Raw genomic sequence first — 22,098 nt, 5'->3', positions numbered from 1 at the left:
ATTAAGGAAAATCACGATTACAGCGAATAATGTTTCTCAGCTTCAATCAATGCTTCGATATTATTTTGTGTTAAGAATGGGCGAAGCGCCTGAAACTTCTCAGGTGCCCAATCATAAATATGCAATGCTAATAACTGTTGAATGATCTCTGGTGGAAATCTGTATTTTACTAATTGTGCAGGTGATCCACCTACAATTGCATAAGGTTCCACATCTTTTGTCACAATACTGCCAGCGGCAACGATTGCGCCTTCTCCAATTGTGATGCCTGGCATAATCATCGCTCGCATACCGATCCAAGCGCTATCATGAATATGCGTATCACCTTTGCTTTGATAAGCATCGATGATAGTTTCCATAAAAGGATATAAGCTGAACCAATCTGCGCGATGTGTATGATTGCCGCCCATGAGAATTACCGCTTCTGCGCCAATGCAGACATAATCACCAATGTATAATTGATCGATGTGCCATAAAGGTTCCCACTTTAAGCTTTCTTCATCGCCATATAAATAGCGCACAACAGAAGCTTCAAAGCCCTGATCCCAACAATCGCTGTAATAGCTATGTTGACCTTTAATGATAATGTTTGAGTTTTTAACAGTTTCGTGGAGATATTCCACTTTTGACCAATGTTTTTTTTCCATGACAAAGCTCCAAATAAAATGGCAAATACATGGAATGTTTTATCGATTCGATGCACTACATTCCAAGTGCATCAACCGCGAGCGATTCTCGGTTTTTTGAGTAAAGGATTATTGATCATTGGAACATTATAAGTATTTATAAAACTAACTCAAATTTATAGTTAACCAGTTGACAATAATTTAAATCAGGAATATAGTTAACTGGTAAACAAAGCTGAGATAATGATTATGACAACACAAACAGAAAAAATGTATCGAACTTTAGTAAAGTTAATACATGCACAAGAAATTCATCGAGAGAAAAAGCGTGAAATTTTATTGAAGGATTTGGGCAATTACACATTAACGCAATTGCATATTTTGAGCTGTATTCAGCAACATGATGCTGTGAATAATAAAGTGCTCAGTGATGCTTTAGCGTTAACAAAAGCAGCAGTTTCAAAGGCTGTGAATAAGTTATTGAAGGATGAATTAATCACGACATACCAAGTGGAAGATAATCAAAAGTCGATTTTTTATCAGTTAACGAAAGAAGGTGAGCATATTGCGGATATTCATCATGTGTTGCATGAGCAAGCTAAAGCAAATTATTTAAATTTTTTGGCAACGATGGATGATGAAACATTGGCTAAAGCCCAGCTGTTCTTGGAAGCTTTAACAAATTACTTAGAAGAATAATGAAAAAAGGAGATCAAAACAGGGAAAGGAATTGCCGGGCTATGTGCAACGGGAATTTGAAGAATTTCTCCAATGCGGGCGGCTGGAGCATGGCTTTCTACGGGTTCGCTGCGAGTCTTGCCACGCCGAGCACCTGGTCGCTTTCAGCTGTAAGCGTCGCGGTTTCTGCCCGAGCTGTGGGGCGCGGCGGATGGCCGAAAGTGCCGCCTTGCTGGTTGATGAAGTACTGCCTGAACAACCCATGCGTCAGTGGGTGTTGAGCTTCCCGTTTCAGCTGCGTTTCCTGTTTGCCAGCCGGCCCGAGATCATGGGGTGGGTGCTGGGCATCGTTTACCGCGTCATTGCCACGCACCTGGTCAAGAAAGCGGGCCATACCCACCAAGTGGCCAAGACGGGCGCGGTCACCCTGATCCAGCGTTTTGGATCGGCGCTCAATCTGAATGTTCACTTCCACATGCTGTTTCTCGACGGTGTGTATGTCGAGCAATCCCACGGCTCAGCGCGTTTCCGCTGGGTCAAGGCGCCGACCAGCCCAGAGCTCACCCAGCTGACGCACACCATCGCCCACCGGGTGGGTCGCTATCTGGAACGGCAAGGCCTGCTGGAACGGGATGTCGAAAACAGCTATCTGGCCTCGGATGCGGTGGATGACGACCCGATGACACCCCTGCTGGGGCACTCGATCACTTACCGTATCGCTGTCGGTTCACAGGCGGGGCGAAAGGTGTTCACTTTGCAAACTCTGCCGACCAGTGGTGATCCGTTCGGTGACGGGATTGGCAAGGTAGCCGGGTCCAGCCTGCACGCCGGCGTGGCGGCCAGGGCCGATGAACGCAAGAAGCTCGAACGGCTGTGCCGGTACATCAGCCGCCCGGCGGTATCCGAGAAGCGGCTGTCGTTAACACGAGGCGGCAACGTGCGCTACCAGCTCAAGACGCCGTACCGGGACGGCACCACGCACGTCATTTTCGAACCATTGGATTTCATTGCAAGGCTGGCCGCCCTGGTACCGAAGCCCAGAGTCAACCTAACCCGCTTCCACGGGGTGTTCGCACCCAACAGTCGGCACCGGGCGTTGGTCACGCCGGCAAAACGGGGCAGGGGCAACAAGGTCAGGGTGGCTGATGAACCGGCAACACCAGCACAACGGCGAGCGTCGATGACATGGGCGCAACGGCTCAAGCGTGTTTTCAATATCGACATCGAGACCTGCAGCGGCTGCGGCGGCGCCATGAAAGTCATCGCCTGCATTGAAGACCCTATAGTGATCAAGCAGATCCTTGATCACCTGAAGCACAAAGCCGAAACCAGCGGGACCAGGGCGTTACCCGAAAGCCGGGCGCCACCGGCTGAGCTGCTCCTGGGTCTGTTTGACTGACGAGCCTGAAGGCCAACGATACCAATCAAAATGCTGCGTTCACAGCGCCGCGGCAGGGATCCGCCGTGCTGGTTGTCGGAAAAGGAGCCGCTAGTGGGAAAGAGGAGGGTAAATTTTCAGCGTTGCTGGCTCCCCGTCAGCCGGATTGGGTTGCATCGCAGGGGTGTCGAAAGAGTCAACTGCGGTCCAAAGCTGTTGGACTTGGGTGAAAAGGGCGTTTATTCTTCCTATACGTGCCGCGTTCCAGGCGGCGACTATGAGGGCTATGTCGATGCCCATGTGCGCCGGCTGGAGGCGCTACGCCGGGCCGGTATCGTCGAGCGGATCGACGCCGACCAATGGCGCATCCCCGATGATCTGGTCAGCCGTGCCGCCGCCCATGACGCCGGCCGAGACAGTCAGGCCAGCGTTCGCGTCCTTTCCCCGGTCGATCTGAACAAACAGATCGGATCGGACGGCGCGACCTGGCTGGACCGGCGGCTGATCCACGGCGAGACGGCCGACCTTGCGCCAACCGGCTTCGGGCAACAAGTCCGCGAAGCCATGGACCAGCGCCGCGAGCACCATATCGAACAGGGCGACGCCACCCGCAGCCGGGACAGCCGCGTCTTCTACCGGCGCAACCTTCTCGCCATCCTGCGGGAGCGCGAGGTAGCCGGCGTCGGATCGGATATGGCTTTGAGTAAGGGCCTGCCGTTCCGCGCCGCCACGGACGGCGAGAGCGTCAGCGGCAAGTTTACCGGAACCGTGCATCTATCGAGCGGCAAGTTCGCCGTGGTCGAGAAATCCCATGAGTTCACCCTTGTCCCGTGGCGGCCGATCATCGACCGCCAACTCGGCCGCGAGGTTATGGGCATCGTGCAGGGCGGGTCGGTGTCGTGGCAGTTAGGGCGGCAGAGGGGCTGGAACGCTGAGTGCGCCCATGCCGCATTGCGAAGCAAAAAGATAATCGGATAAAATGTAGCAATTCATATTCGTAAGCGTGGAGTAATCAGATGGGAAATTCCAAGTCAGCAGACAAGTAAGCCGCAACAACCAGTATTGTTGTTGCGGCGCTCTGTAAGGCTAGTCTCATCTGATTGCTGACGAGCAGACGTCGCCCGGTATTCCTTAATCGAGGGTTGATTCGTCATGACCACCACACGCCCCGCGTGGGCCTATACGCTGCCGGCAGCACTGCTGCTGATGGCTCCTTTCGACATCCTCGCTTCACTGGCGATGGATATTTATCTCCCTGTCGTTCCAGCGATGCCCGGCATCCTGAACACGACGCCCGCTATGATCCAACTCACGTTGAGCCTCTATATGGTGATGCTCGGCGTGGGCCAGGTGATTTTTGGTCCGCTCTCAGACAGAATCGGGCGACGGCCAATTCTACTTGCGGGCGCAACGGCTTTCGTCATTGCGTCTCTGGGAGCAGCTTGGTCTTCAACTGCACCGGCCTTTGTCGCTTTCCGTCTACTTCAAGCAGTGGGCGCGTCGGCCATGCTGGTGGCGACGTTCGCGACGGTTCGCGACGTTTATGCCAACCGTCCTGAGGGTGTCGTCATCTACGGCCTTTTCAGTTCGGTGCTGGCGTTCGTGCCTGCGCTCGGCCCTATCGCCGGAGCATGGATCGGCGAGTTCTTGGGATGGCAGGCGATATTCATTACTTTGGCTATACTGGCGATGCTCGCACTCCTAAATGCGGGTTTCAGGTGGCACGAAACCCGCCCTCTGGATCAAGTCAAGACGCGCCGATCTGTCTTGCCGATCTTCGCGAGTCCGGCTTTTTTTGGGTTTACACTGTCGGCTTTAGCGCCGGTATGGGCACCTACTTCGTCTTCTTCTCGACGGCTCCCCGTGTGCTCATAGGCCAAGCGGAATATTCCGAGATCGGATTCAGCTTTGCCTTCGCCACTGTCGCGCTTGTAATGATCGTGACAACCCGTTTCGCGAAGTCCTTTGTCGCCAGATGGGGCATCGCAGGATGCGTGGCGCGTGGGATGGCGTTGCTTGTTTGCGGAGCGGTCCTGTTGGGGATCGGCGAACTTTACGGCTCGCCGTCATTCCTCACCTTCATCCTACCGATGTGGGTTGTCGCGGTCGGTATTGTCTTCACGGTGTCCGTTACCGCGAACGGCGCTTTGGCAGAGTTCGACGACATCGCGGGATCAGCGGTCGCGTTCTACTTCTGCGTTCAAAGCCTGATAGTCAGCATTGTCGGGACATTGGCGGTGGCACTTTTTAAACGGTGACACAGCGTGGCCCGTGATCTGTTACGCCACGGCGATGGCGGTACTGGTTTCGTTGGGGCTGGTGCTCCTTCGGCTCCGTGGGGCTGCCACCGAGAAGTCGCCAGTCGTCTAACCGACGACTGGTAGCAGGCCCGCTCCGATGCGGCGCACTAACCATCGAAACCTCGTGAATGTCGGTATCCTGTCTGGCAGGATACCGCTCATTTCCCTTGTTCAGTTCATCGCCGTCGCCGAGCATCTGAATTTTCGGCATGCGGCCAAGGCACTTGGTATCAGCCAGTCGAGCGTCAGCGCGCGTGTGAAAGCGCTGGAGGATAACCTTGGTGTCCTGCTATTTGAGCGCCATGCGCGGGGCGTTCGGCTAACAGCCAGTGCCCGTCACTCCCACTCGATTGTAAACAAGCACACAAAACCCTTTAGTGACAACAATTTGCAAGAACTATCAGGCTCAGTGCCATGAAAAATACCATGACCAGATCATGAGGTTGAACACGGCTTGCGCCGGCAGCGTTCACGCTCCTGGTCGGCGATCTCGCCCGGCTGCAATGCTAGCTCAGCATCGGTCATGCGCTCCAGCACGTCGCGTAGGCGGATGGTGCAAGGAATGGGCGGCAGCTCGAACTCATAGCCGCCGGCGATCATTTCGGCCGCAATCTCCTCGGTGATGAAAAACGGCTCGTCGTCTTGGTTCGGCTTCTTCATGCCCTTTCCTCCTGGCGCTCATCCTGGCCGACAGCGGCCAGGGCATCGGCTTCCGTCAATGCGTCCTCCACGAACGCGCCGTGCTGCTTCGCTTCGGCCTGGCTGACCTCGGCCCATATCCGTTTCACCTGGGCCGCACTGTACCCGGCCAGCTCGGCGGTCTTGTTGATGCTGTAGCCGGACTTGCGCAGCGCGACAACTTGGGCGCGGCGCTTCGGATCAGCACGGCGGCCCTTGTACCGCCCGGCCTGGCGGGCCAACTCAATGCCTTGGCGCTGGCGTTCGCGCCTGTCCTCGTAGTCGTCGCGGGCCATCTGCAAGGCCAGGCGAAAAAGCATGATCTGCACGGCTTCCAGCACGATCTTGGCGACGCCCTGGGCCTCGGCCGCCAGGTCGGATAGATCGACCACGCCAGGGACGGCCAGGCTTGCGCCTTTGGCCTGTATCGAGGCCACCAGGCGCTCGGCCTCGGGCAAAGGTAGGCGGCTGATGCGGTCGATCTTCTCGGCAATGACCACCTCGCCGGGCTGTAGGTCGCCGATCATGCGCAGCAGCTCAGGCCGGTCGGCGCGTGCGCCGGATGCCTTCTCACGGTAGATGCCGGCGACGTAGTAGCCGGCGGCCTTCGCGGCCGTAGTGATCGCCTCTTGGCGTTCCAAGTCCTGCGCGTCGGTGCTGACGCGCAGATAGACCCGCGCCACCATCGGCGCGGCTACTGGCTTCGTCCTGCGCATACTTGCGGGCTCCTTTGGGCATACGCAAAGTGTCCGGTCATGCTACCCCCGGCCAAAAAGGCCGTCATGCGATTTATCTTGGCCGGGTCGTTATTGGCGGGTCTAAATGGCCGCTCCGTGGATCTCATCGCCAGAAATGGCGATGCGAGATCCAGGGCAGGGCGGCCGCCATCGTCAGACCTGGCGATGGTCGACGCCGGCGCGCATCGTCGGATGTGGCGATGCGAGCTCGAGGTCGGTGGCCACCGCCGGCGACCTGGTGCCATCGTCGGCAATGGCGATGCTGCAGCTCGACGTGCGCGGCCTGGTCGTCTCGGCATCGTCGGATGCGGCGATGCTCGAGCGAGGCGAAAAAAAACCGCCTCGGGGTGTCCGAGGCGGCAAGTCTGCATGCGGTTCAGGGAGGAAGAAACCGCGCCGGCGATCAGGGAGGAAAACCGCGCGGCCTGATGTGCAGCTCGGCCACTTTAGCCGGATTTTTCGACTTATCCGATGCGAGCGGCCCGCCGTGGGCGCTGCTCGATCTGCTGTTGCTTTTTCTCGACGTGCTTCTGCTCCTGGTGCTGCTGCTCGTCGCGCGGCACTGTTGCAAAGTTAGCGATGAGGCAGCCTTTTGTCTTATTCAAAGGCCTTACATTTCAAAAACTCTGCTTACCAGGCGCATTTCGCCCAGGGGATCACCATAATAAAATGCTGAGGCCTGGCCTTTGCGTAGTGCACGCATCACCTCAATACCTTTGATGGTGGCGTAAGCCGTCTTCATGGATTTAAATCCCAGCGTGGCGCCGATTATCCGTTTCAGTTTGCCATGATCGCATTCAATCACGTTGTTCCGGTACTTAATCTGTCGGTGTTCAACGTCAGACGGGCACCGGCCTTCGCGTTTGAGCAGAGCAAGCGCGCGACCATAGGCGGGCGCTTTATCCGTGTTGATGAATCGCGGGATCTGCCACTTCTTCACGTTGTTGAGGATTTTACCCAGAAACCGGTATGCAGCTTTGCTGTTACGACGGGAGGAGAGATAAAAAAATCGACAGTGCGGCCCCGGCTGTCGACGGCCCGGTACAGATACGCCCAGCGGCCATTGACCTTCACGTAGGTTTCATCCATGTGCCACGGGCAAAGATCGGAAGGGTTACGCCAGTACCAGCGCAGCCGTTTTTCCATTTCAGGCGCATAACGCTGAACCCAGCGGTAAATCGTGGAGTGATCGACATTCACTCCGCGTTCAGCCAGCATCTCCTGCAGCTCACGGTAACTGATGCCGTATTTGCAGTACCAGCGTACGGCCCACAGAATGATGTCACGCTGAAAATGCCGGCCTTTGAATGGGTTCATGTGCAGCTCCATCAGCAAAAGGGGATGATAAGTTTATCACCACCGACTATTTGCAACAGTGCCATATCTGGATCGCGCAACAGGGCTTTGATCTCTCGCACCTGCTGGTCGTCTAACTTCGGCTTGCGGCCACCGGCCCGGCCACGGGCGCGGGCTGCTGCCAGCCCGGCCTGCGTCCGCTCACGGATCAAGCCGCGCTCGAACTCGGCCAGCGCCGCGAAAACATGGAATTGCAGCTTGCCCGATGCGCTGCCCGTCTCGATCTTCTCGGTCAGGCTCTCGAAATGCACGCCGCGCTGTTCAAGCTCGGCCACGATCTGCACCAAGTCATGCAGGCTGCGCCCGAGTCGATCAAGCCGCCACACCACGAGGGTATCCCCGGCCCGTAACGCCTTGCGGCACTGCTCAAGCTCCGGGCGTGCCGCGCTCTTGCCGCTGGCCGCTTCCTCATAGATCACGCTGCACCCGGCCTGCTGGAGCGCGTCGCGCTGCAGGTCTAGGTGCTGGTCGTCCGTCGAAACGCGGGCGTATCCAATGCGTTGATTCATTGACAGTGCCTGAACATAGAAAAATTGACGGTTATCTTAACGGTTTTGGGTATGCCCGGCCATGAAAAAGCGAAACCCTGCAGACCTGTCCAGAAAACCACCGTTTTCTGAACATCGCCACAGATAGCCCGAATTGTCATTTTCAGAAGACGACTGCACCAGTTGATTGGGCGTAATGGCTGTTGTGCAGCCAGCTCCTGACAGTTCAATATCAGAAGTGATCTGCACCAATCTCGACTATGCTCAATACTCGTGTGCACCAAAGCGAGGTGAGCATGGCGACGGAGGCTCTGTTGCAAAGATTGGCGGCAGTCAGAGGTAGGCTGTCGCTCTGCGCCGATCAGGCGGCTGCTGCGAAATGGTGGTTGAGCATGCCCATGGCCTCCGTCAGCGCCGAGGGCCCAATGCCAAAAGCTCTCTCCACAAGGCGCACCTCGCCCCTGATGCCGGGCTGCAGGCACCAGGGGCGAGCCTGTCCTTTGCGCAGGGCTCGCATGACTTCGAATCCCTTGATCGTGGCATAGGCCGTGGGGATCGATTTGAAACCGCGCACCGGCTTGATCAGTATCTTGAGCTTTCCGTGATCGGCCTCGATCACGTTATTGAGATACTTCACCTGCCGGTGGGCCGTCTCCCGGTCCAGCTTTCCTTCGCGCTTCAATTCGGTGATCGCTGCACCATAGCTCGGCGCTTTGTCGGTATTGAGCGTGGCAGGCTTTTCCCAGTGCTTCAGGCCTCGCAGGGCCTTGCCCAGGAACCGCTTCGCTGCCTTGGCGCTGCGGGTCGGCGACAGGTAGAAATCGATCGTGTCGCCCCGCTTGTCGACTGCCCGGTACAGGTAGGTCCACTTGCCCCGCACCTTGACGTAGGTTTCATCCAGGCGCCAGCTCGGATCAAAGCCACGCCGCCAGAACCAGCGCAGCCGCTTCTCCATCTCCGGGGCGTAGCACTGGACCCAGCGATAGATCGTCGTATGGTCGACCGAAATGCCGCGTTCCGCCAGCATTTCCTCAAGGTCGCGATAGCTGATCGGATAGCGACAATACCAGCGCACCGCCCACAGGATCACATCACCCTGGAAATGGCGCCACTTGAAATCCGTCATCGTTCCGTCCGTCCAATCTCCGCCAAGCATGCTCAAGCTTCACGATTTTTGCAACAGAGCCCACACGAGTATTGAGCATAGTCGAGATTGGTGCAGATCACTTCTGATATTGAACTGTCAGGAGCTGGCTGCACAACAGCCATTACGCCCAATCAACTGGTGCAGTCGTCTTCTGAAAATGACATTTGGTATCTCTCATAAACGGATGTTTTTGAGAGAACTATCTTCGGCCTTCACACGCACGAAAGGCGGCGAAGCTCCGCCGTTAATCCGTCCGCCGGAGATCTCGCCCAGGCAGGCTGAAGGCCGAGCAAGCCTGACAGGCCCGAAAAGCCCGGCACGGGCGTCGGCGGCGATGACGGCGGCGGCATTATCCAGGGTTGATGATGGAAGTGGAGGATATCGACAACCTCTCGCGCAACCAAGACATCGCGGTCGGACTGCAAGTGATCTTGAAGCCACGGGCCCGTCCCACCCCGACATGGACCTCGATGCCCGAACGGACGTTAGATTTCGAGTTCTAGGCGTTCTGCGATGAAGGTTGGATCCCAGCCGGGATTGAAAGTGTCGACGTGGGTGAATCCGAGCCGCTCGTATAGGCCACGCAGGTTCGGGTGGCAGTCGAGCCGCAGCTTGGCGCACCCCTGCGTTCGCGCGGCATGGCGGCAAGCCTCGATCAGCGCGGAGCTGACACCCCGGCCCGCATGTGTCCGTCGCACCGCGAGCTTGTGCAGATATGCGGCCTCCCCCTTGAGGGCGTCGGGCCAGAACTCGGGATCCTCGGCCGACAAGGTGCAACAGCCGACGATGCCGTCGCTGCAACTCGCGACTAGGAGCTCGGATCTCAGGACGAAGGTCTCCGCGAATGTCCGGTCGATCCGCGCGACGTCCCAGGCGGGCGTTCCCTTGGCGGACATCCACGCCGCAGCGTCGTGCATCAGCCGCACAACCTCGTCGATATCACCCGAGCAGGCGACCCGAACGTTCGGAGGCTCCTCGCTGTCCATTCGCTCCCCTGGCGCGGTATGAACCGCCGCCTCATAGTGCAGTTTGATCCTGACGAGCCCAGCATGTCTGCGCCCACCTTCGCGGAACCTGACCAGGGTCCGCTAGCGGGCGGCCGGAAGGTGAATGCTAGGCATGATCTAACCCTCGGTCTCTGGCGTCGCGACTGCGAAATTTCGCGAGGGTTTCCGAGAAGGTGATTGCGCTTCGCAGATCTCCAGGCGCGTGGGTGCGGACGTAGTCAGCGCCATTGCCGATCGCGTGAAGTTCCGCCGCAAGGCTCGCTGGACCCAGATCCTTTACAGGAAGGCCAACGGTGGCGCCCAAGAAGGATTTCCGCGACACCGAGACCAATAGCGGAAGCCCCAACGCCGACTTCAGCTTTTGAAGGTTCGACAGCACGTGCAGCGATGTTTCCGGTGCGGGGCTCAAGAAAAATCCCATCCCCGGATCGAGGATGAGCCGGTCGGCAGCGACCCCGCTCCGTCGCAAGGCGGAAACCCGCGCCTCGAAGAACCGCACAATCTCGTCGAGCGCGTCTTCGGGTCGAAGGTGACCGGTGCGGGTGGCGATGCCATCCCGCTGCGCTGAGTGCATAACCACCAGCCTGCAGTCCGCCTCAGCAATATCGGGATAGAGCGCAGGGTCAGGAAATCCTTGGATATCGTTCAGGTAGCCCACGCCGCGCTTGAGCGCATAGCGCTGGGTTTCCGGTTGGAAGCTGTCGATTGAAACACGGTGCATCTGATCGGACAGGGCGTCTAAGAGCGGCGCAATACGTCTGATCTCATCGGCCGGCGATACAGGCCTCGCGTCCGGATGGCTGGCGGCCGGTCCGACATCCACGACGTCTGATCCGACTCGCAGCATTTCGATCGCCGCGGTGACAGCGCCGGCGGGGTCTAGCCGCCGGCTCTCATCGAAGAAGGAGTCCTCGGTGAGATTCAGAATGCCGAACACCGTCACCATGGCGTCGGCCTCCGCAGCGACTTCCACGATGGGGATCGGGCGAGCAAAAAGGCAGCAATTATGAGCCCCATACCTACAAAGCCCCACGCATCAAGCTTTTGCCCATGAAGCAACCAGGCAATGGCTGTAATTATGACGACGCCGAGTCCCGACCAGACTGCATAAGCAACACCGACAGGGATGGATTTCAGAACCAGAGAAAGAAAATAAAATGCGATGCCATAACCGATTATGACAACGGCGGAAGGGGCAAGCTTAGTAAAGCCCTCGCTAGATTTTAATGCGGATGTTGCGATTACTTCGCCAACTATTGCGATAACAAGAAAAAGCCAGCCTTTCATGATATATCTCCCAATTTGTGTAGGGCTTATTATGCACGCTTAAAAATAATAAAAGCAGACTTGACCTGATAGTTTGGCTGTGAGCAATTATGTGCTTAGTGCATCTAACGCTTTTAGCAGGGGCGCGACGTCAGGAGCGTCCCTTGCCTAAACTTGTTAAGGCATTTGTGAACAAACGCCACCAGTATTTTGGTTTAGAACCAATGCATACTTCATACGAATACAGCCTATCTCGAATCAAGCAGGAACCATCCAAGATTGGCATAAAAGGTACATTCAACCTTTTCACTGCATCCCATTGGTGCACGTACTCGGTCTTGCAACTCGGACACTTTGGGTTTGCACCAGGAACAAACCTACCCCCGCAAGGGCAATCTGGAAGAGTTGCTGCTATTCGATCCAAGAGCTCTTGATTGATTTCATTTTCATACAGTAATGCATGGTCCTGCTCTCTATGGATTACATTCGAGCAAGTATCACAGAAAAAATGCGGGCAACTGTCGCTCATGCCGCTCGATTGCCAGGCAGGAGTTTCCTTCCCACACTTTGGGTTTGGGCATTTCATTCTTCCTATCCATGGTGCATTCGCTTCGTAATGTACGATTTTCATGTAGCCTTAACGCCTGGCACAGCGGATCGCAAACCTGGCGCGGCTTTTGGTACAAAAGGCGTGACAGGTTTGCGAATCCGTTGCTGCCACTTGTTAACCCTTTTGCCAGATTTGGTAACTATAATTTATGTTAGAGGCGAAGTCTTGGGTAAAAACTGGCCTAAAATTGCTGGGGATTTCAGGAAAGTAAACATCACCTTCCGGCTCGATGTCTATTGTAGATATATGTAGTGTATCTACTTGATCGATCAGGCTTTTGTATATCTCCCCACCACCTGAAACAATGACATGATCCGTTATTTTCTTTAGGTTGGTTAAAGCATCTTTAATTGATGGAAAGATCAATACGTTCTCATTGTCAGATGTAAAACTTGAACGTGTTACGACCGCATACTTTCGGTTGGGTAATGCTCCCATTGATTCAAAAGTCTTGCGTCCAACCAACAGCCATTGGTTATAGGTAATAGCTTTAAACAGGAGCTGTTCACCTTTGGCACTCCATGGAATATCAGGGCCATTCCCGATAACTCCATTCTTCGATATAGCTACCATTAGTGATAGTTTCACAATTCTTCCTCAGAGGTTAACTTTGTTTTAGGGCGACTGCCCTGCTGCGTAACATCGTTGCTGCTCCATAACATCAAACATCGACCCACGGCGTAACGCGCTTGCTGCTTGGATGCCCGAGGCATAGACTGTACAAAAAAACAGTCATAACAAGCCATGAAAACCGCCACTGCGCCCCTATCTCATCTGCGCAAGGCAGAACGTGAAGACGGCCGCCCTGGACCTCGCCCGCGAGCGCCAGGCGCACGAGGCCGGCGCGCGGACCCGCGCCACGGCCCACGAGCGGACGCCGCAGCAGGAGCGCCAGAAGGCCGCCAGAGAGGCCGAGCGCGGCCGTGAGGCTTGGACGCTAGGGCAGGGCATGAAAAAGCCCGTAGCGGGCTGCTACGGGCGTCTGACGCGGTGGAAAGGGGGAGGGGATGTTGTCTACATGGCTCTGCTGTAGTGAGTGGGTTGCGCTCCGGCAGCGGTCCTGATCAATCGTCACCCTTTCTCGGTCCTTCAACGTTCCTGACAACGAGCCTCCTTTTCGCCAATCCATCGACAATCACCGCGAGTCCCTGCTCGAACGCTGCGTCCGGACCGGCTTCGTCGAAGGCGTCTATCGCGGCCCGCAACAGCGGCGAGAGCGGAGCCTGTTCAACGGTGCCGCCGCGCTCGCCGGCATCGCTGTCGCCGGCCTGCTCCTCAAGCACGGCCCCAACAGTGAAGTAGCTGATTGTCATCAGCGCATTGACGGCGTCCCCGGCCGAAAAACCCGCCTCGCAGAGGAAGCGAAGCTGCGCGTCGGCCGTTTCCATCTGCGGTGCGCCCGGTCGCGTGCCGGCATGGATGCGCGCGCCATCGCGGTAGGCGAGCAGCGCCTGCCTGAAGCTGCGGGCATTCCCGATCAGAAATGAGCGCCAGTCGTCGTCGGCTCTCGGCACCGAATGCGTATGATTCTCCGCCAGCATGGCTTCGGCCAGTGCGTCGAGCAGCGCCCGCTTGTTCCTGAAGTGCCAGTAAAGCGCCGGCTGCTGAACCCCCAACCGTTCCGCCAGTTTGCGTGTCGTCAGACCGTCTACGCCGACCTCGTTCAACAGGTCCAGGGCGGCACGGATCACTGTATTCGGCTGCAACTTTGTCATGCTTGACACTTTATCACTGATAAACATAATATGTCCACCAACTTATCAGTGATAAAGAATCCGCGCGTTCAATCGGACCAGCGGAGGCTGGTCCGGAGGCCAGACGTGAAACCCAACAGACCCCTGATCGTAATTCTGAGCACTGTCGCGCTCGACGCTGTCGGCATCGGCCTGATTATGCCGGTGCTGCCGGGCCTCCTGCGCGATCTGGTTCACTCGAACGACGTCACCGCCCACTATGGCATTCTGCTGGCGCTGTATGCGTTGATGCAATTTGCCTGCGCACCTGTGCTGGGCGCGCTGTCGGATCGTTTCGGGCGGCGGCCGGTCTTGCTCGTCTCGCTGGCCGGCGCTGCTGTCGACTACGCCATCATGGCGACGGCGCCTTTCCTTTGGGTTCTCTATATCGGGCGGATCGTGGCCGGCATCACCGGGGCGACTGGGGCGGTAGCCGGCGCTTATATTGCCGATATCACTGATGGCGATGAGCGCGCGCGGCACTTCGGCTTCATGAGCGCCTGTTTCGGGTTCGGGATGGTCGCGGGACCTGTGCTCGGTGGGCTGATGGGCGGTTTCTCCCCCCACGCTCCGTTCTTCGCCGCGGCAGCCTTGAACGGCCTCAATTTCCTGACGGGCTGTTTCCTTTTGCCGGAGTCGCACAAAGGCGAACGCCGGCCGTTACGCCGGGAGGCTCTCAACCCGCTCGCTTCGTTCCGGTGGGCCCGGGGCATGACCGTCGTCGCCGCCCTGATGGCGGTCTTCTTCATCATGCAACTTGTCGGACAGGTGCCGGCCGCGCTTTGGGTCATTTTCGGCGAGGATCGCTTTCACTGGGACGCGACCACGATCGGCATTTCGCTTGCCGCATTTGGCATTCTGCATTCACTCGCCCAGGCAATGATCACCGGCCCTGTAGCCGCCCGGCTCGGCGAAAGGCGGGCACTCATGCTCGGAATGATTGCCGACGGCACAGGCTACATCCTGCTTGCCTTCGCGACACGGGGATGGATGGCGTTCCCGATCATGGTCCTGCTTGCTTCGGGTGGCATCGGAATGCCGGCGCTGCAAGCAATGTTGTCCAGGCAGGTGGATGAGGAACGTCAGGGGCAGCTGCAAGGCTCACTGGCGGCGCTCACCAGCCTGACCTCGATCGTCGGACCCCTCCTCTTCACGGCGATCTATGCGGCTTCTATAACAACGTGGAACGGGTGGGCATGGATTGCAGGCGCTGCCCTCTACTTGCTCTGCCTGCCGGCGCTGCGTCGCGGGCTTTGGAGCGGCGCAGGGCAACGAGCCGATCGCTGATCGTGGAAACGATAGGCCTATGCCATGCGGGTCAAGGCGACTTCCGGCAAGCTATACGCGCCCTAGGAGTGCGGTTGGAACGTTGGCCCAGCCAGATACTCCCGATCACGAGCAGGACGCCGATGATTTGAAGCGCACTCAGCGTCTGATCCAAGAACAACCATCCTAGCAACACGGCGGTCCCCGGGCTGAGAAAGCCCAGTAAGGAAACAACTGTAGGTTCGAGTCGCGAGATCCCCCGGAACCAAAGGAAGTAGGTTAAACCCGCTCCGATCAGGCCGAGCCACGCCAGGCCGAGAACATTGGTTCCTGTAGGCATCGGGATTGGCGGATCAAACACTAAAGCTACTGGAACGAGCAGAAGTCCTCCGGCCGCCAGTTGCCAGGCGGTAAAGGTGAGCAGAGGCACGGGAGGTTGCCACTTGCGGGTCAGCACGGTTCCGAACGCCATGGAAACCGCCCCCGCCAGGCCCGCTGCGACGCCGACAGGATCTAGCGCTGCGTTTGGTGTCAACACCAACAGCGCCACGCCCGCAGTTCCGCAAATAGCCCCCAGGACCGCCATCAATCGTATCGGGCTACCTAGCAGAGCGGCAGAGATGAACACGACCATCAGCGGCTGCACAGCGCCTACCGTCGCCGCGACCCCGCCCGGCAGGCGGTAGACCGAAATAAACAACAAGCTCCAGAATAGCGAAATATTAAGTGCGCCGAGGATGAAGATGCGCATCCACCAGATTCCCGTTGGAATCTGTCGGACGATCATCACGAGCAATAAACCCGCCGGCAACGCCCGCAGCATCGCGACCGTCATCGGTGAGAAGTTCGGCAGGTATTGGGTGGTGACAATGTAGGTGCTGCCCCAAATGGCAGGTGCTATCGCTGTGAACAATAAATCGGGCGTGCGTAATGACATGCGATTACAAGACCTCCGCTACGGCGATGGGTTTTTGAGAGTTGCAGGCGCCGCGATGACCGCACCCTGACTTGGACTGGCCCTGCCTCGCACCAATCCACCTGCGGCTATGGCCGCGATCATGCGAGGCCCGAAAATTACACGACCTGTACACGTCCGCCGAACCCGGAACGCAACAGAGCTTCGTGGGCATCCCGATCCGGGTCGTAGCAGCAGTCCTGGACCAAACGCACGTCGTAGTCCGCATCACTAGCCCAGGCGACGCTTGAAAGAACAACGCCGGTGGTGCTTATCCCGGCCATGACAAGCGTGCTTACGCCGCGCGTCCGAAGGTCGGCGTCGAGCGCCGTGCCATAAAAGACGCTGGCTCGCGGACATGCATAGAAAAGGTCGCCCCGTTCGATCGCAAGCCCTTCGACGGGCAGACCGGTGCGAAATCGTCCGCTCGGGAGATACGGTGAGATTTGGCGATTCGTCGCCGGCGGCGCATGTTCATACTCTTCGCCGAGCGAAAAGTTGGGGAACAGCACGGGCCGGCCGCGCAAGGCGTGCTGGCAGCCGTGCAGACCCTGCGTGAGATGAACGCCGACAACCTGCGCAAGGTGCCGGCCGATGCACCCACGGCCTTCATCAAGCCGCGCTGGAAGCCGCTGGTGATCACCCCGGAAGGCCTCGACCGGAAATTCTACGAAATCTGCGCCCTGTCCGAGCTGAAGAACGCCCTGCGCTCCGGCGACATCTGGGTCAAGGGCTCGCGGCAGTTCCGCGACTTCGACGACTACCTGCTGCCGGCCGAGAAGTTCGCCGCACTCAAGCGCGAGCAGGCCCTGCCCCTGGCGATCAACCCGAACAGCGACCAGTACCTGGAAGAGCGTTTGCAGCTGCTGGACGAGCAGTTGGCCACCGTCACCCGCCTGGCCAAGGACAACGAGCTGCCCGATGCCATCCTCACCGAGTCAGGGCTGAAAATCACCCCGCTGGATGCGGCGGTGCCGGATCGGGCGCAGGCGCTGATCGACCAAACCAGCCAGTTACTGCCGCGCATCAAGATCACCGAACTGCTGATGGACGTGGACGACTGGACGGGCTTCAGCCGCCACTTCACCCACTTGAAGGACGGGGCCGAGGCCAAAGACAGGACGTTGCTGCTGTCCGCAATCCTCGGTGATGCGATCAACCTCGGGCTGACCAAGATGGCCGAGTCGAGCCCCGGCCTGACCTACGCCAAGCTGTCCTGGCTGCAAGCCTGGCACATCCGCGACGAAACCTATTCGGCGGCCTTGGCCGAGCTGGTCAACCACCAGTATCGCCACGCCTTTGCCGCCCACTGGGGCGACGGCACGACCTCATCCTCCGATGGCCAGCGCTTCCGCGCGGGTGGCCGGGGCGAGAGCACCGGGCACGTCAACCCGAAGTACGGTAGCGAGCCGGGACGGCTGTTCTATACCCATATCTCCGACCAGTACGCGCCGTTCAGCACCCGCGTGGTGAATGTCGGCGTCCGCGATTCCACCTATGTGCTCGACGGCCTGCTGTACCACGAGTCCGACCTGCGGATCGAGGAGCACTACACCGACACGGCCGGCTTCACCGATCACGTCTTTGCCCTGATGCACCTGCTAGGCTTCCGCTTCGCGCCGCGCATCCGCGACCTCGGCGAAACCAAGCTGTACGTGCCGCAGGGCGTGCAAGCCTACCCGACGTTGCGCCCGCTGATCGGCGGCACCCTGAACATCAAGCACGTGCGTGCCCACTGGGACGACATCCTGCGCCTGGCCAGCTCGATCAAGCAGGGCACCGTCACCGCCTCGCTGATGCTGCGCAAGCTCGGCAGCTACCCGCGCCAGAACGGACTGGCCGTGGCCCTGCGCGAGCTGGGCCGGATCGAGCGCACGCTGTTCATCCTGGACTGGCTGCAAAGTGTTGAACTGCGCCGCCGCGTGCATGCCGGCCTGAACAAAGGTGAGGCGCGCAACTCGCTGGCCAGGGCGGTGTTCTTCAACCGCCTTGGGGAAATCAGGGATCGGAGCTTCGAGCAGCAGCGCTACCGGGCCAGCGGCCTCAACCTGGTGACGGCGGCTATCGTGCTGTGGAACACGGTGTACCTGGAACGCGCCACCCAGGGGTTGGTCGAGGCCGGCAAGCCGGTGGACGGCGAGCTGCTGCAATTCCTGTCGCCGCTGGGCTGGGAGCACATCAACCTAACCGGCGATTACGTCTGGCGGCAGAGCCGCAGACTGGAAGACGGGAAGTTTCGGCCCTTACGGATGCCCGGAAAACCTTAGCGTACGATTTTTTCCGAATTCTGCGGGCTCCCCTTAATGACCAGCACAGTCGTGATGGCAAGGTCAGAATAGCGCTGAGGTCTGCCTCGTGAAGAAGGTGTTGCTGACTCATACCAGGCCTGAATAGCTTCATCATCCAGCCAGAAAGTTATGGAGCCACGGTTGATGAGGGCTTTATTGTAGGTGGGCCAGTTGGTTATTTTGAACTTTTGCTTTGCCACGGAACGGTCTGCGTTGTCGGGAAGATGCGTGATCTGATCCTTCAACTCAGCAAAAGTTCGATTTATTCAACAAAGCCCATTCAGTCCTCAATTTGTGCATTTTTTAAACGAAAAAAGGGTGTCTAATACGGTGAAATCATAGTATTACCAAAGTAATAAATAAAAAGTTATTTAAATCAGTAATTTAGATTTGATTTGTAATACCTGGGTAATACCGCAGCATGGCTAAATTTTGTTTTTTTTCTTTTAAATCAGTGCGATAGCGTGATTTATCACGCTGCGTTAGGTGTATAGCAGGTTAAGGGATAAAAAATCATCTTTTTTTGGTAGGGCGATCTCCGTAGGTTAAGGGGCATTTGGCTAAAAAGCGTCCTATTCTTTGATGGTCATGCTTGCATGACCATCTGAGCAACCAAAAACTACAGATAAACTACAGATAAACTACAAAAAACGTTTTGCCTTAGTGTTGTAAGACTACAAATAGACTACAATAAAACTACAAATAAACTACAAAAAACGTGACAGACTACAAATAGACTACAATAAAACTACAGATAAACTACAAAACTCGATTGACCCCTTCTTACGAGTGTTGTAGAGTCATTTTCATACAACGGAGGGGGTTATGAATAAACCAGCAGATCTGAAACCCCGCAACTTATCGGCTGCTGTCAGATTGCGCCTAAATGAAATCGAGAACTGGCTGGACAGAGGGCTAACGCGGCATGAAATTGCTGAAATCCTCGACAGCGAATACAGCTTTTCGGTAACAGCCAAAGGGCTTGAGATGGCACTGTATAGAACGCGGCAAAACCGAAAAAATGTATTGCACAATACGCATGATAAGAGTAGCGCGAAGGGTGCAGCGGAAAGTGTATTGCACAATACACAACCGTCTGAGCCTGAAGTGCAGGAAAGTAAAAAAGCAGAGAGTCCCGGCATTATTGATAAAGAATTCTTCAAGAAAATCGGTGAGAATTTCGACCCTAAGAAGTTCAACAAAAAATTCTGAGGTGATTTATGAAAGTAGCGGTAATTAATTACAGTGGCAGTGTTCGTAAAACCTTAATTTCATCTTACCTGTTAGCCCCGCGCGGCTTTGTTGAATAAATCAGATTTCGGGTAAGTCTCCCCCGTAGCGGGTTGTGTTTTCAGGCAATACGCACGCTTTCAGGCATACCTGCTTTCGTCATTTTGTTCAGCGCTCGTACCAGGGCCATAGCCTCTGCAACCTGACCATCGTAGTCACGCAGTGTCAGTGAACCTCCGAACAGCTGTTTTACCCGGTACATCGCCGTTTCCGCTATCGAGCGACGGTTGTAATCTGTTGTCCATTTCCACCGCGCATTACTCCCGGTCAGCCGCTGATTCGCAACAGCACGGTTACGGTCTGCATATTCACCGGGCCAGTAACCCGCGCCTTTTCGGGGCGGGATAAGCGCGCTGATTTTCTTACGCCGCAGTTCATCGTGACAGAGTTGGGTGTCGTAAGCGCCGTCTGCCGATGCTGCCCTGATTTTTCTGTGAGTCTGCCGGATAAGACCCGGGAAGGCTTCTGAGTCCGTCACATTGTTCAGCGACAGGTTTGCACAGATGATTTCATGTGTGTTGCTGTCAACTGCCAGATGCAACTTTCGCCATATACGACGGCGTTCCTGGCCATGCTTTTTGACTTTCCATTCGCCTTCACCAAAGACCTTCAGCCCGGTGGAATCAATCACCAGATGCGCGATTTCACCCCGGGTGAACGTTTTGAAACTGACATTAACCGACTTTGCGCGCTTGCTGACACTGGTGTAATCCGGGCAGCGCAACGGAACATTCATCAGTGTAAAAATGGAATCAATAAAACCCTGTGCAGCCCGCAGGGTCAACCTGAACACGCGTTTAATGACCAGAACGGTGGTGATGGCGAGATCAGAATAGCGCTGAGGTCTTCCCCGTGATGAAGGCGTTGCCGACTCATACCAGGCCTGAATAGCTTCATCATCCAGCCAGAAAGTTATGGAGCCACGGTTGATGAGGGCTTTATTGTAGGTGGGCCAGTTGGTTATTTTGAACTTTTGCTTTGCCACGGAATGGTCTGCGTTGTCGGGAAGATGCGTGATCTGATCCTTCAACTCAGCAAAAGTTCGATTTATTCAACAAAGCCGTCTGTGTTGTAAAATGGCGCCGAAAGCCCGGCGTAGCCGGTTGCCGGGCTATAAATTCTGCCACCCTACCCCCTGCCCTGATTAGCCTTAACTCGCGAACAGCAATGAAGAAGTCAAAGTAATCCCTTTTAACCCCGGTGAGCGGGCTTTACGGCGTTTACGACGTAAAGGGCGTGATTTCCGGGGCCTAAGCGGCGGCAGCTTGCTGCTGACGCTTAGGGGGATGTTCATCAACTATTTCAGCGACACCAGGGAACTTAACACGGTAGCTGCAAAGCCCTAATCCCGCTCACCGCCACGCAGCTGCCGTACGTCCCCCACGGGGGTGCGCAGTGCTGCGCGCGGGAACGGCGGCCCGTCTGCGGGACGCGGCGCCGTACTGCGCGTTAGCGGCCGCACGCGGCCGGTTACGGGGGACACTCCGCCATACGACCAGCGACCCGCTGAGCTGCACAATCCACAGATAACACAAGCTACATACATGTCGATATGGGAATCGGCCCACCTTGCCGGGCGCCGGTGCCGTGTGGAAATCCGCCCACCTTGCCGCGCGCCGGTGCCGTGTGGGAATCCGCCCACCTTGCCGGGCGCCGGTGCCGTGTGGGAATCCGCCCACCTTGCCGGGCGCCGGTGCTGTGTGGAAATCCGCCCACCTTGCCGCGCGCCGGTGCCGTGTGGGAATCCGCCCACCTTGCCGCGCGCCGGTGCCGTGTGGGAATCCGCCCACCTTGCCGGGCGCCGGTGCTGTGTGAAATCCGCCCACCTTACCGGGCGCCGGTGCTGTGTGGAAATCCGCCCATCTTGCCGGGCGCCGGTGCCGTGTGGGAATCCGCCCACCTTGCCGGGCGCCGGTGCTGTGTGGAAATCCGCCCACCTTACCGGGCGCCGGTGCTGTGTGGAAATCCGCCCATCTTGCCGGGCGCCGGTGCCGTGTGGGAATCCGCCCACCTTACCGGGCGCCGGTGCCGTGTGGGAATCCGCCCACCTTACCGGGCGCCGGTGCCGTGTGGGAATCCGCCCACCTTACCGGGCGCCGGTGCTGTGTGGAAATCCGCCCACCTTGCCGCGCGCCGGTGCCGTGTGGGAATCCGCCCACCTTGCCGCGCGCCGGTGCCGTGTGGGAATCCGCCCACCTTGCCGGGCGCCGGTGCTGTGTGGAAATCCGCCCACCTTGCCGCGCGCCGGTGCCGTGTGGGAATCCGCCCACCTTGCCGCGCGCCGGTGCCGTGTGG

The 22,098-nt window shown here is 57.3% G+C and carries 19 protein-coding genes and 8 pseudogenes; 10 read left to right on the top strand and 17 right to left on the bottom strand.

The features are described from left to right. Positions 1 to 17 precede the first annotated feature (17 nt). The gene (locus LRS40_RS00650) at positions 18 to 647 is read right to left on the bottom strand and encodes a CatB-related O-acetyltransferase (protein WP_136655510.1); all 630 of its coding nucleotides are present in this window, start codon (positions 645 to 647) and stop codon (positions 18 to 20) included. Between the two features lie 228 nt (positions 648 to 875). Here LRS40_RS00650 and LRS40_RS00645 point away from each other — a divergent pair, with 228 nt between their 5' ends. From LRS40_RS00645 to LRS40_RS00625, 5 genes and pseudogenes are all read left to right on the top strand, one after another. Then, positions 876 to 1,325, top strand: coding sequence for a MarR family transcriptional regulator (locus tag LRS40_RS00645; RefSeq protein ID WP_166488538.1), 450 nt, complete (start codon positions 876 to 878; stop codon positions 1,323 to 1,325). Positions 1,326 to 1,338: 13 nt separating this feature from the next. Next, positions 1,339 to 2,703: pseudogene (locus LRS40_RS00640) on the top strand (IS91-like element ISVsa3 family transposase); the annotation flags it as partial. Positions 2,704 to 2,937: 234 nt separating this feature from the next. Beyond that, a pseudogene (locus LRS40_RS00635) lies at positions 2,938 to 3,660 on the top strand (DUF3363 domain-containing protein); the annotation flags it as partial. 174 nt (positions 3,661 to 3,834) lie between these two features. After that, a pseudogene (gene floR / locus LRS40_RS00630) lies at positions 3,835 to 5,052 on the top strand (chloramphenicol/florfenicol efflux MFS transporter FloR). A 27-nt stretch (positions 5,053 to 5,079) separates the two neighbouring features. Next, a complete protein-coding gene (locus LRS40_RS00625; RefSeq protein WP_338130773.1) occupies positions 5,080 to 5,400 on the top strand; it encodes a LysR family transcriptional regulator in 321 nt (106 codons plus the stop codon). A gap of 17 nt (positions 5,401 to 5,417) precedes the next feature. Here the strand turns inward: LRS40_RS00625 and LRS40_RS00620 are convergent, their stop codons facing one another. From LRS40_RS00620 to LRS40_RS00600, 5 genes and pseudogenes are all read right to left on the bottom strand, one after another. Further along, positions 5,418 to 5,642 carry a hypothetical protein gene (locus LRS40_RS00620; protein ID WP_000743213.1) on the bottom strand — a complete coding sequence of 75 codons (225 nt, stop codon included), beginning with the start codon at positions 5,640 to 5,642 and terminating at the stop codon, positions 5,418 to 5,420. Continuing rightward, on the bottom strand, positions 5,639 to 6,376 hold the full coding sequence (locus LRS40_RS00615) for a recombinase family protein (RefSeq protein WP_001446887.1): 738 nt from the start codon (positions 6,374 to 6,376) through the stop codon (positions 5,639 to 5,641). The genes LRS40_RS00620 and LRS40_RS00615 overlap by 4 nt, the downstream gene beginning before the upstream one ends. A 485-nt stretch (positions 6,377 to 6,861) precedes the next feature. Continuing rightward, complete coding sequence (locus tag LRS40_RS00610; protein ID WP_001044210.1) at positions 6,862 to 7,002, bottom strand: hypothetical protein; 141 nt, start codon at positions 7,000 to 7,002, stop codon at positions 6,862 to 6,864. Positions 7,003 to 7,007: 5 nt separating this feature from the next. After that, positions 7,008 to 7,714, bottom strand: a pseudogene (locus LRS40_RS00605) (IS6-like element IS26 family transposase). 11 nt (positions 7,715 to 7,725) lie between these two features. Beyond that, positions 7,726 to 8,262 (bottom strand): recombinase family protein, encoded by a 537-nt coding sequence (locus LRS40_RS00600; protein WP_019725122.1) that lies wholly within the window; start codon positions 8,260 to 8,262, stop codon positions 7,726 to 7,728. 135 nt (positions 8,263 to 8,397) lie between these two features. Here LRS40_RS00600 and LRS40_RS00595 point away from each other — a divergent pair. Next, a pseudogene (locus LRS40_RS00595) lies at positions 8,398 to 8,463 on the top strand (EAL domain-containing protein); the annotation flags it as partial. A 139-nt stretch (positions 8,464 to 8,602) separates the two neighbouring features. On the opposite strand, the gene LRS40_RS00590 reads toward LRS40_RS00595, so the two are convergent. From LRS40_RS00590 to dfrA1, 6 genes and pseudogenes are all read right to left on the bottom strand, one after another. Further along, positions 8,603 to 9,367, bottom strand: coding sequence for an IS6-like element IS6100 family transposase (locus LRS40_RS00590; protein WP_001389365.1), 765 nt, complete (start codon positions 9,365 to 9,367; stop codon positions 8,603 to 8,605). Between the two features lie 117 nt (positions 9,368 to 9,484). Continuing rightward, positions 9,485 to 9,553 (bottom strand): annotated as a pseudogene (locus LRS40_RS00585) (EAL domain-containing protein); the annotation flags it as partial. Between the two features lie 320 nt (positions 9,554 to 9,873). After that, positions 9,874 to 10,374: a GNAT family N-acetyltransferase gene (locus tag LRS40_RS00580; protein ID WP_000376623.1), complete on the bottom strand. Its 501-nt coding sequence runs from the start codon at positions 10,372 to 10,374 to the stop codon at positions 9,874 to 9,876. 127 nt (positions 10,375 to 10,501) lie between these two features. Beyond that, positions 10,502 to 11,341, bottom strand: a complete 840-nt coding sequence (sul1, locus tag LRS40_RS00575; RefSeq protein ID WP_000259031.1) for a sulfonamide-resistant dihydropteroate synthase Sul1 — start codon at positions 11,339 to 11,341, stop codon at positions 10,502 to 10,504. Further along, complete coding sequence (locus LRS40_RS00570) at positions 11,335 to 11,682, bottom strand: quaternary ammonium compound efflux SMR transporter QacE delta 1 (RefSeq protein WP_000679427.1); 348 nt, start codon at positions 11,680 to 11,682, stop codon at positions 11,335 to 11,337. The genes sul1 and LRS40_RS00570 overlap by 7 nt, the downstream gene beginning before the upstream one ends. Before the next feature lie 703 nt (positions 11,683 to 12,385). Then, positions 12,386 to 12,859, bottom strand: a complete 474-nt coding sequence (gene dfrA1, locus LRS40_RS00565; protein WP_000777554.1) for a trimethoprim-resistant dihydrofolate reductase DfrA1 — start codon at positions 12,857 to 12,859, stop codon at positions 12,386 to 12,388. A 202-nt stretch (positions 12,860 to 13,061) separates the two neighbouring features. On the opposite strand from dfrA1, the gene LRS40_RS00560 reads away from it, so the two are divergent. Further along, positions 13,062 to 13,304: a transposase gene (locus LRS40_RS00560; protein ID WP_000844627.1), complete on the top strand. Its 243-nt coding sequence runs from the start codon at positions 13,062 to 13,064 to the stop codon at positions 13,302 to 13,304. Between the two features lie 31 nt (positions 13,305 to 13,335). On the opposite strand, the gene tetR(A) is transcribed toward LRS40_RS00560, so the two are convergent. Then, positions 13,336 to 13,986 (bottom strand): tetracycline resistance transcriptional repressor TetR(A), encoded by a 651-nt coding sequence (gene tetR(A) / locus LRS40_RS00555; RefSeq protein WP_000164043.1) that lies wholly within the window; start codon positions 13,984 to 13,986, stop codon positions 13,336 to 13,338. Between the two features lie 105 nt (positions 13,987 to 14,091). On the opposite strand from tetR(A), the gene tet(A) reads away from it, so the two are divergent. Then, positions 14,092 to 15,291, top strand: coding sequence for a tetracycline efflux MFS transporter Tet(A) (gene tet(A) / locus LRS40_RS00550; protein WP_000804064.1), 1,200 nt, complete (start codon positions 14,092 to 14,094; stop codon positions 15,289 to 15,291). Positions 15,292 to 15,322: 31 nt separating this feature from the next. On the opposite strand, the gene LRS40_RS00545 is transcribed toward tet(A), so the two are convergent. Together LRS40_RS00545 and LRS40_RS00540 are read right to left on the bottom strand one after the other, a co-directional pair. Next, the gene (locus LRS40_RS00545; RefSeq protein WP_000058717.1) at positions 15,323 to 16,207 is read right to left on the bottom strand and encodes a DMT family transporter; all 885 of its coding nucleotides are present in this window, start codon (positions 16,205 to 16,207) and stop codon (positions 15,323 to 15,325) included. A gap of 137 nt (positions 16,208 to 16,344) precedes the next feature. Then, positions 16,345 to 16,737 carry a cysteine hydrolase family protein gene (locus LRS40_RS00540; protein WP_001351729.1) on the bottom strand — a complete coding sequence of 131 codons (393 nt, stop codon included), beginning with the start codon at positions 16,735 to 16,737 and terminating at the stop codon, positions 16,345 to 16,347. Between the two features lie 3 nt (positions 16,738 to 16,740). Between LRS40_RS00540 and LRS40_RS00535 the strand changes: the two are divergent. Continuing rightward, a pseudogene (locus tag LRS40_RS00535) lies at positions 16,741 to 18,492 on the top strand (Tn3-like element TnAs1 family transposase); the annotation flags it as partial. Between the two features lie 32 nt (positions 18,493 to 18,524). On the opposite strand, the pseudogene LRS40_RS00530 reads toward LRS40_RS00535, so the two are convergent. After that, positions 18,525 to 18,758: pseudogene (locus LRS40_RS00530) on the bottom strand (transposase); the annotation flags it as partial. Between the two features lie 580 nt (positions 18,759 to 19,338). Between LRS40_RS00530 and stbA the strand changes: the two are divergent. After that, positions 19,339 to 19,725 (top strand): plasmid stabilization protein StbA, encoded by a 387-nt coding sequence (stbA, locus tag LRS40_RS00525; protein WP_001039464.1) that lies wholly within the window; start codon positions 19,339 to 19,341, stop codon positions 19,723 to 19,725. 139 nt (positions 19,726 to 19,864) lie between these two features. Here the strand turns inward: stbA and LRS40_RS00520 are convergent, their stop codons facing one another. Continuing rightward, positions 19,865 to 20,833, bottom strand: coding sequence for an IS5 family transposase (locus tag LRS40_RS00520; RefSeq protein ID WP_030005799.1), 969 nt, complete (start codon positions 20,831 to 20,833; stop codon positions 19,865 to 19,867). Positions 20,834 to 22,098: the final 1,265 nt, after the last annotated feature.

The sequence above is a fragment of the Leclercia sp. G3L genome (genome assembly GCF_021117075.1).
GTDB classification, from domain to species: Bacteria; Pseudomonadota; Gammaproteobacteria; order Enterobacterales; family Enterobacteriaceae; genus Enterobacter; species Enterobacter adecarboxylatus_C.
The sequence above is the reverse complement of the archived record's forward strand: the minus strand, read 5'-3'. Positions and strand labels throughout refer to the sequence as shown.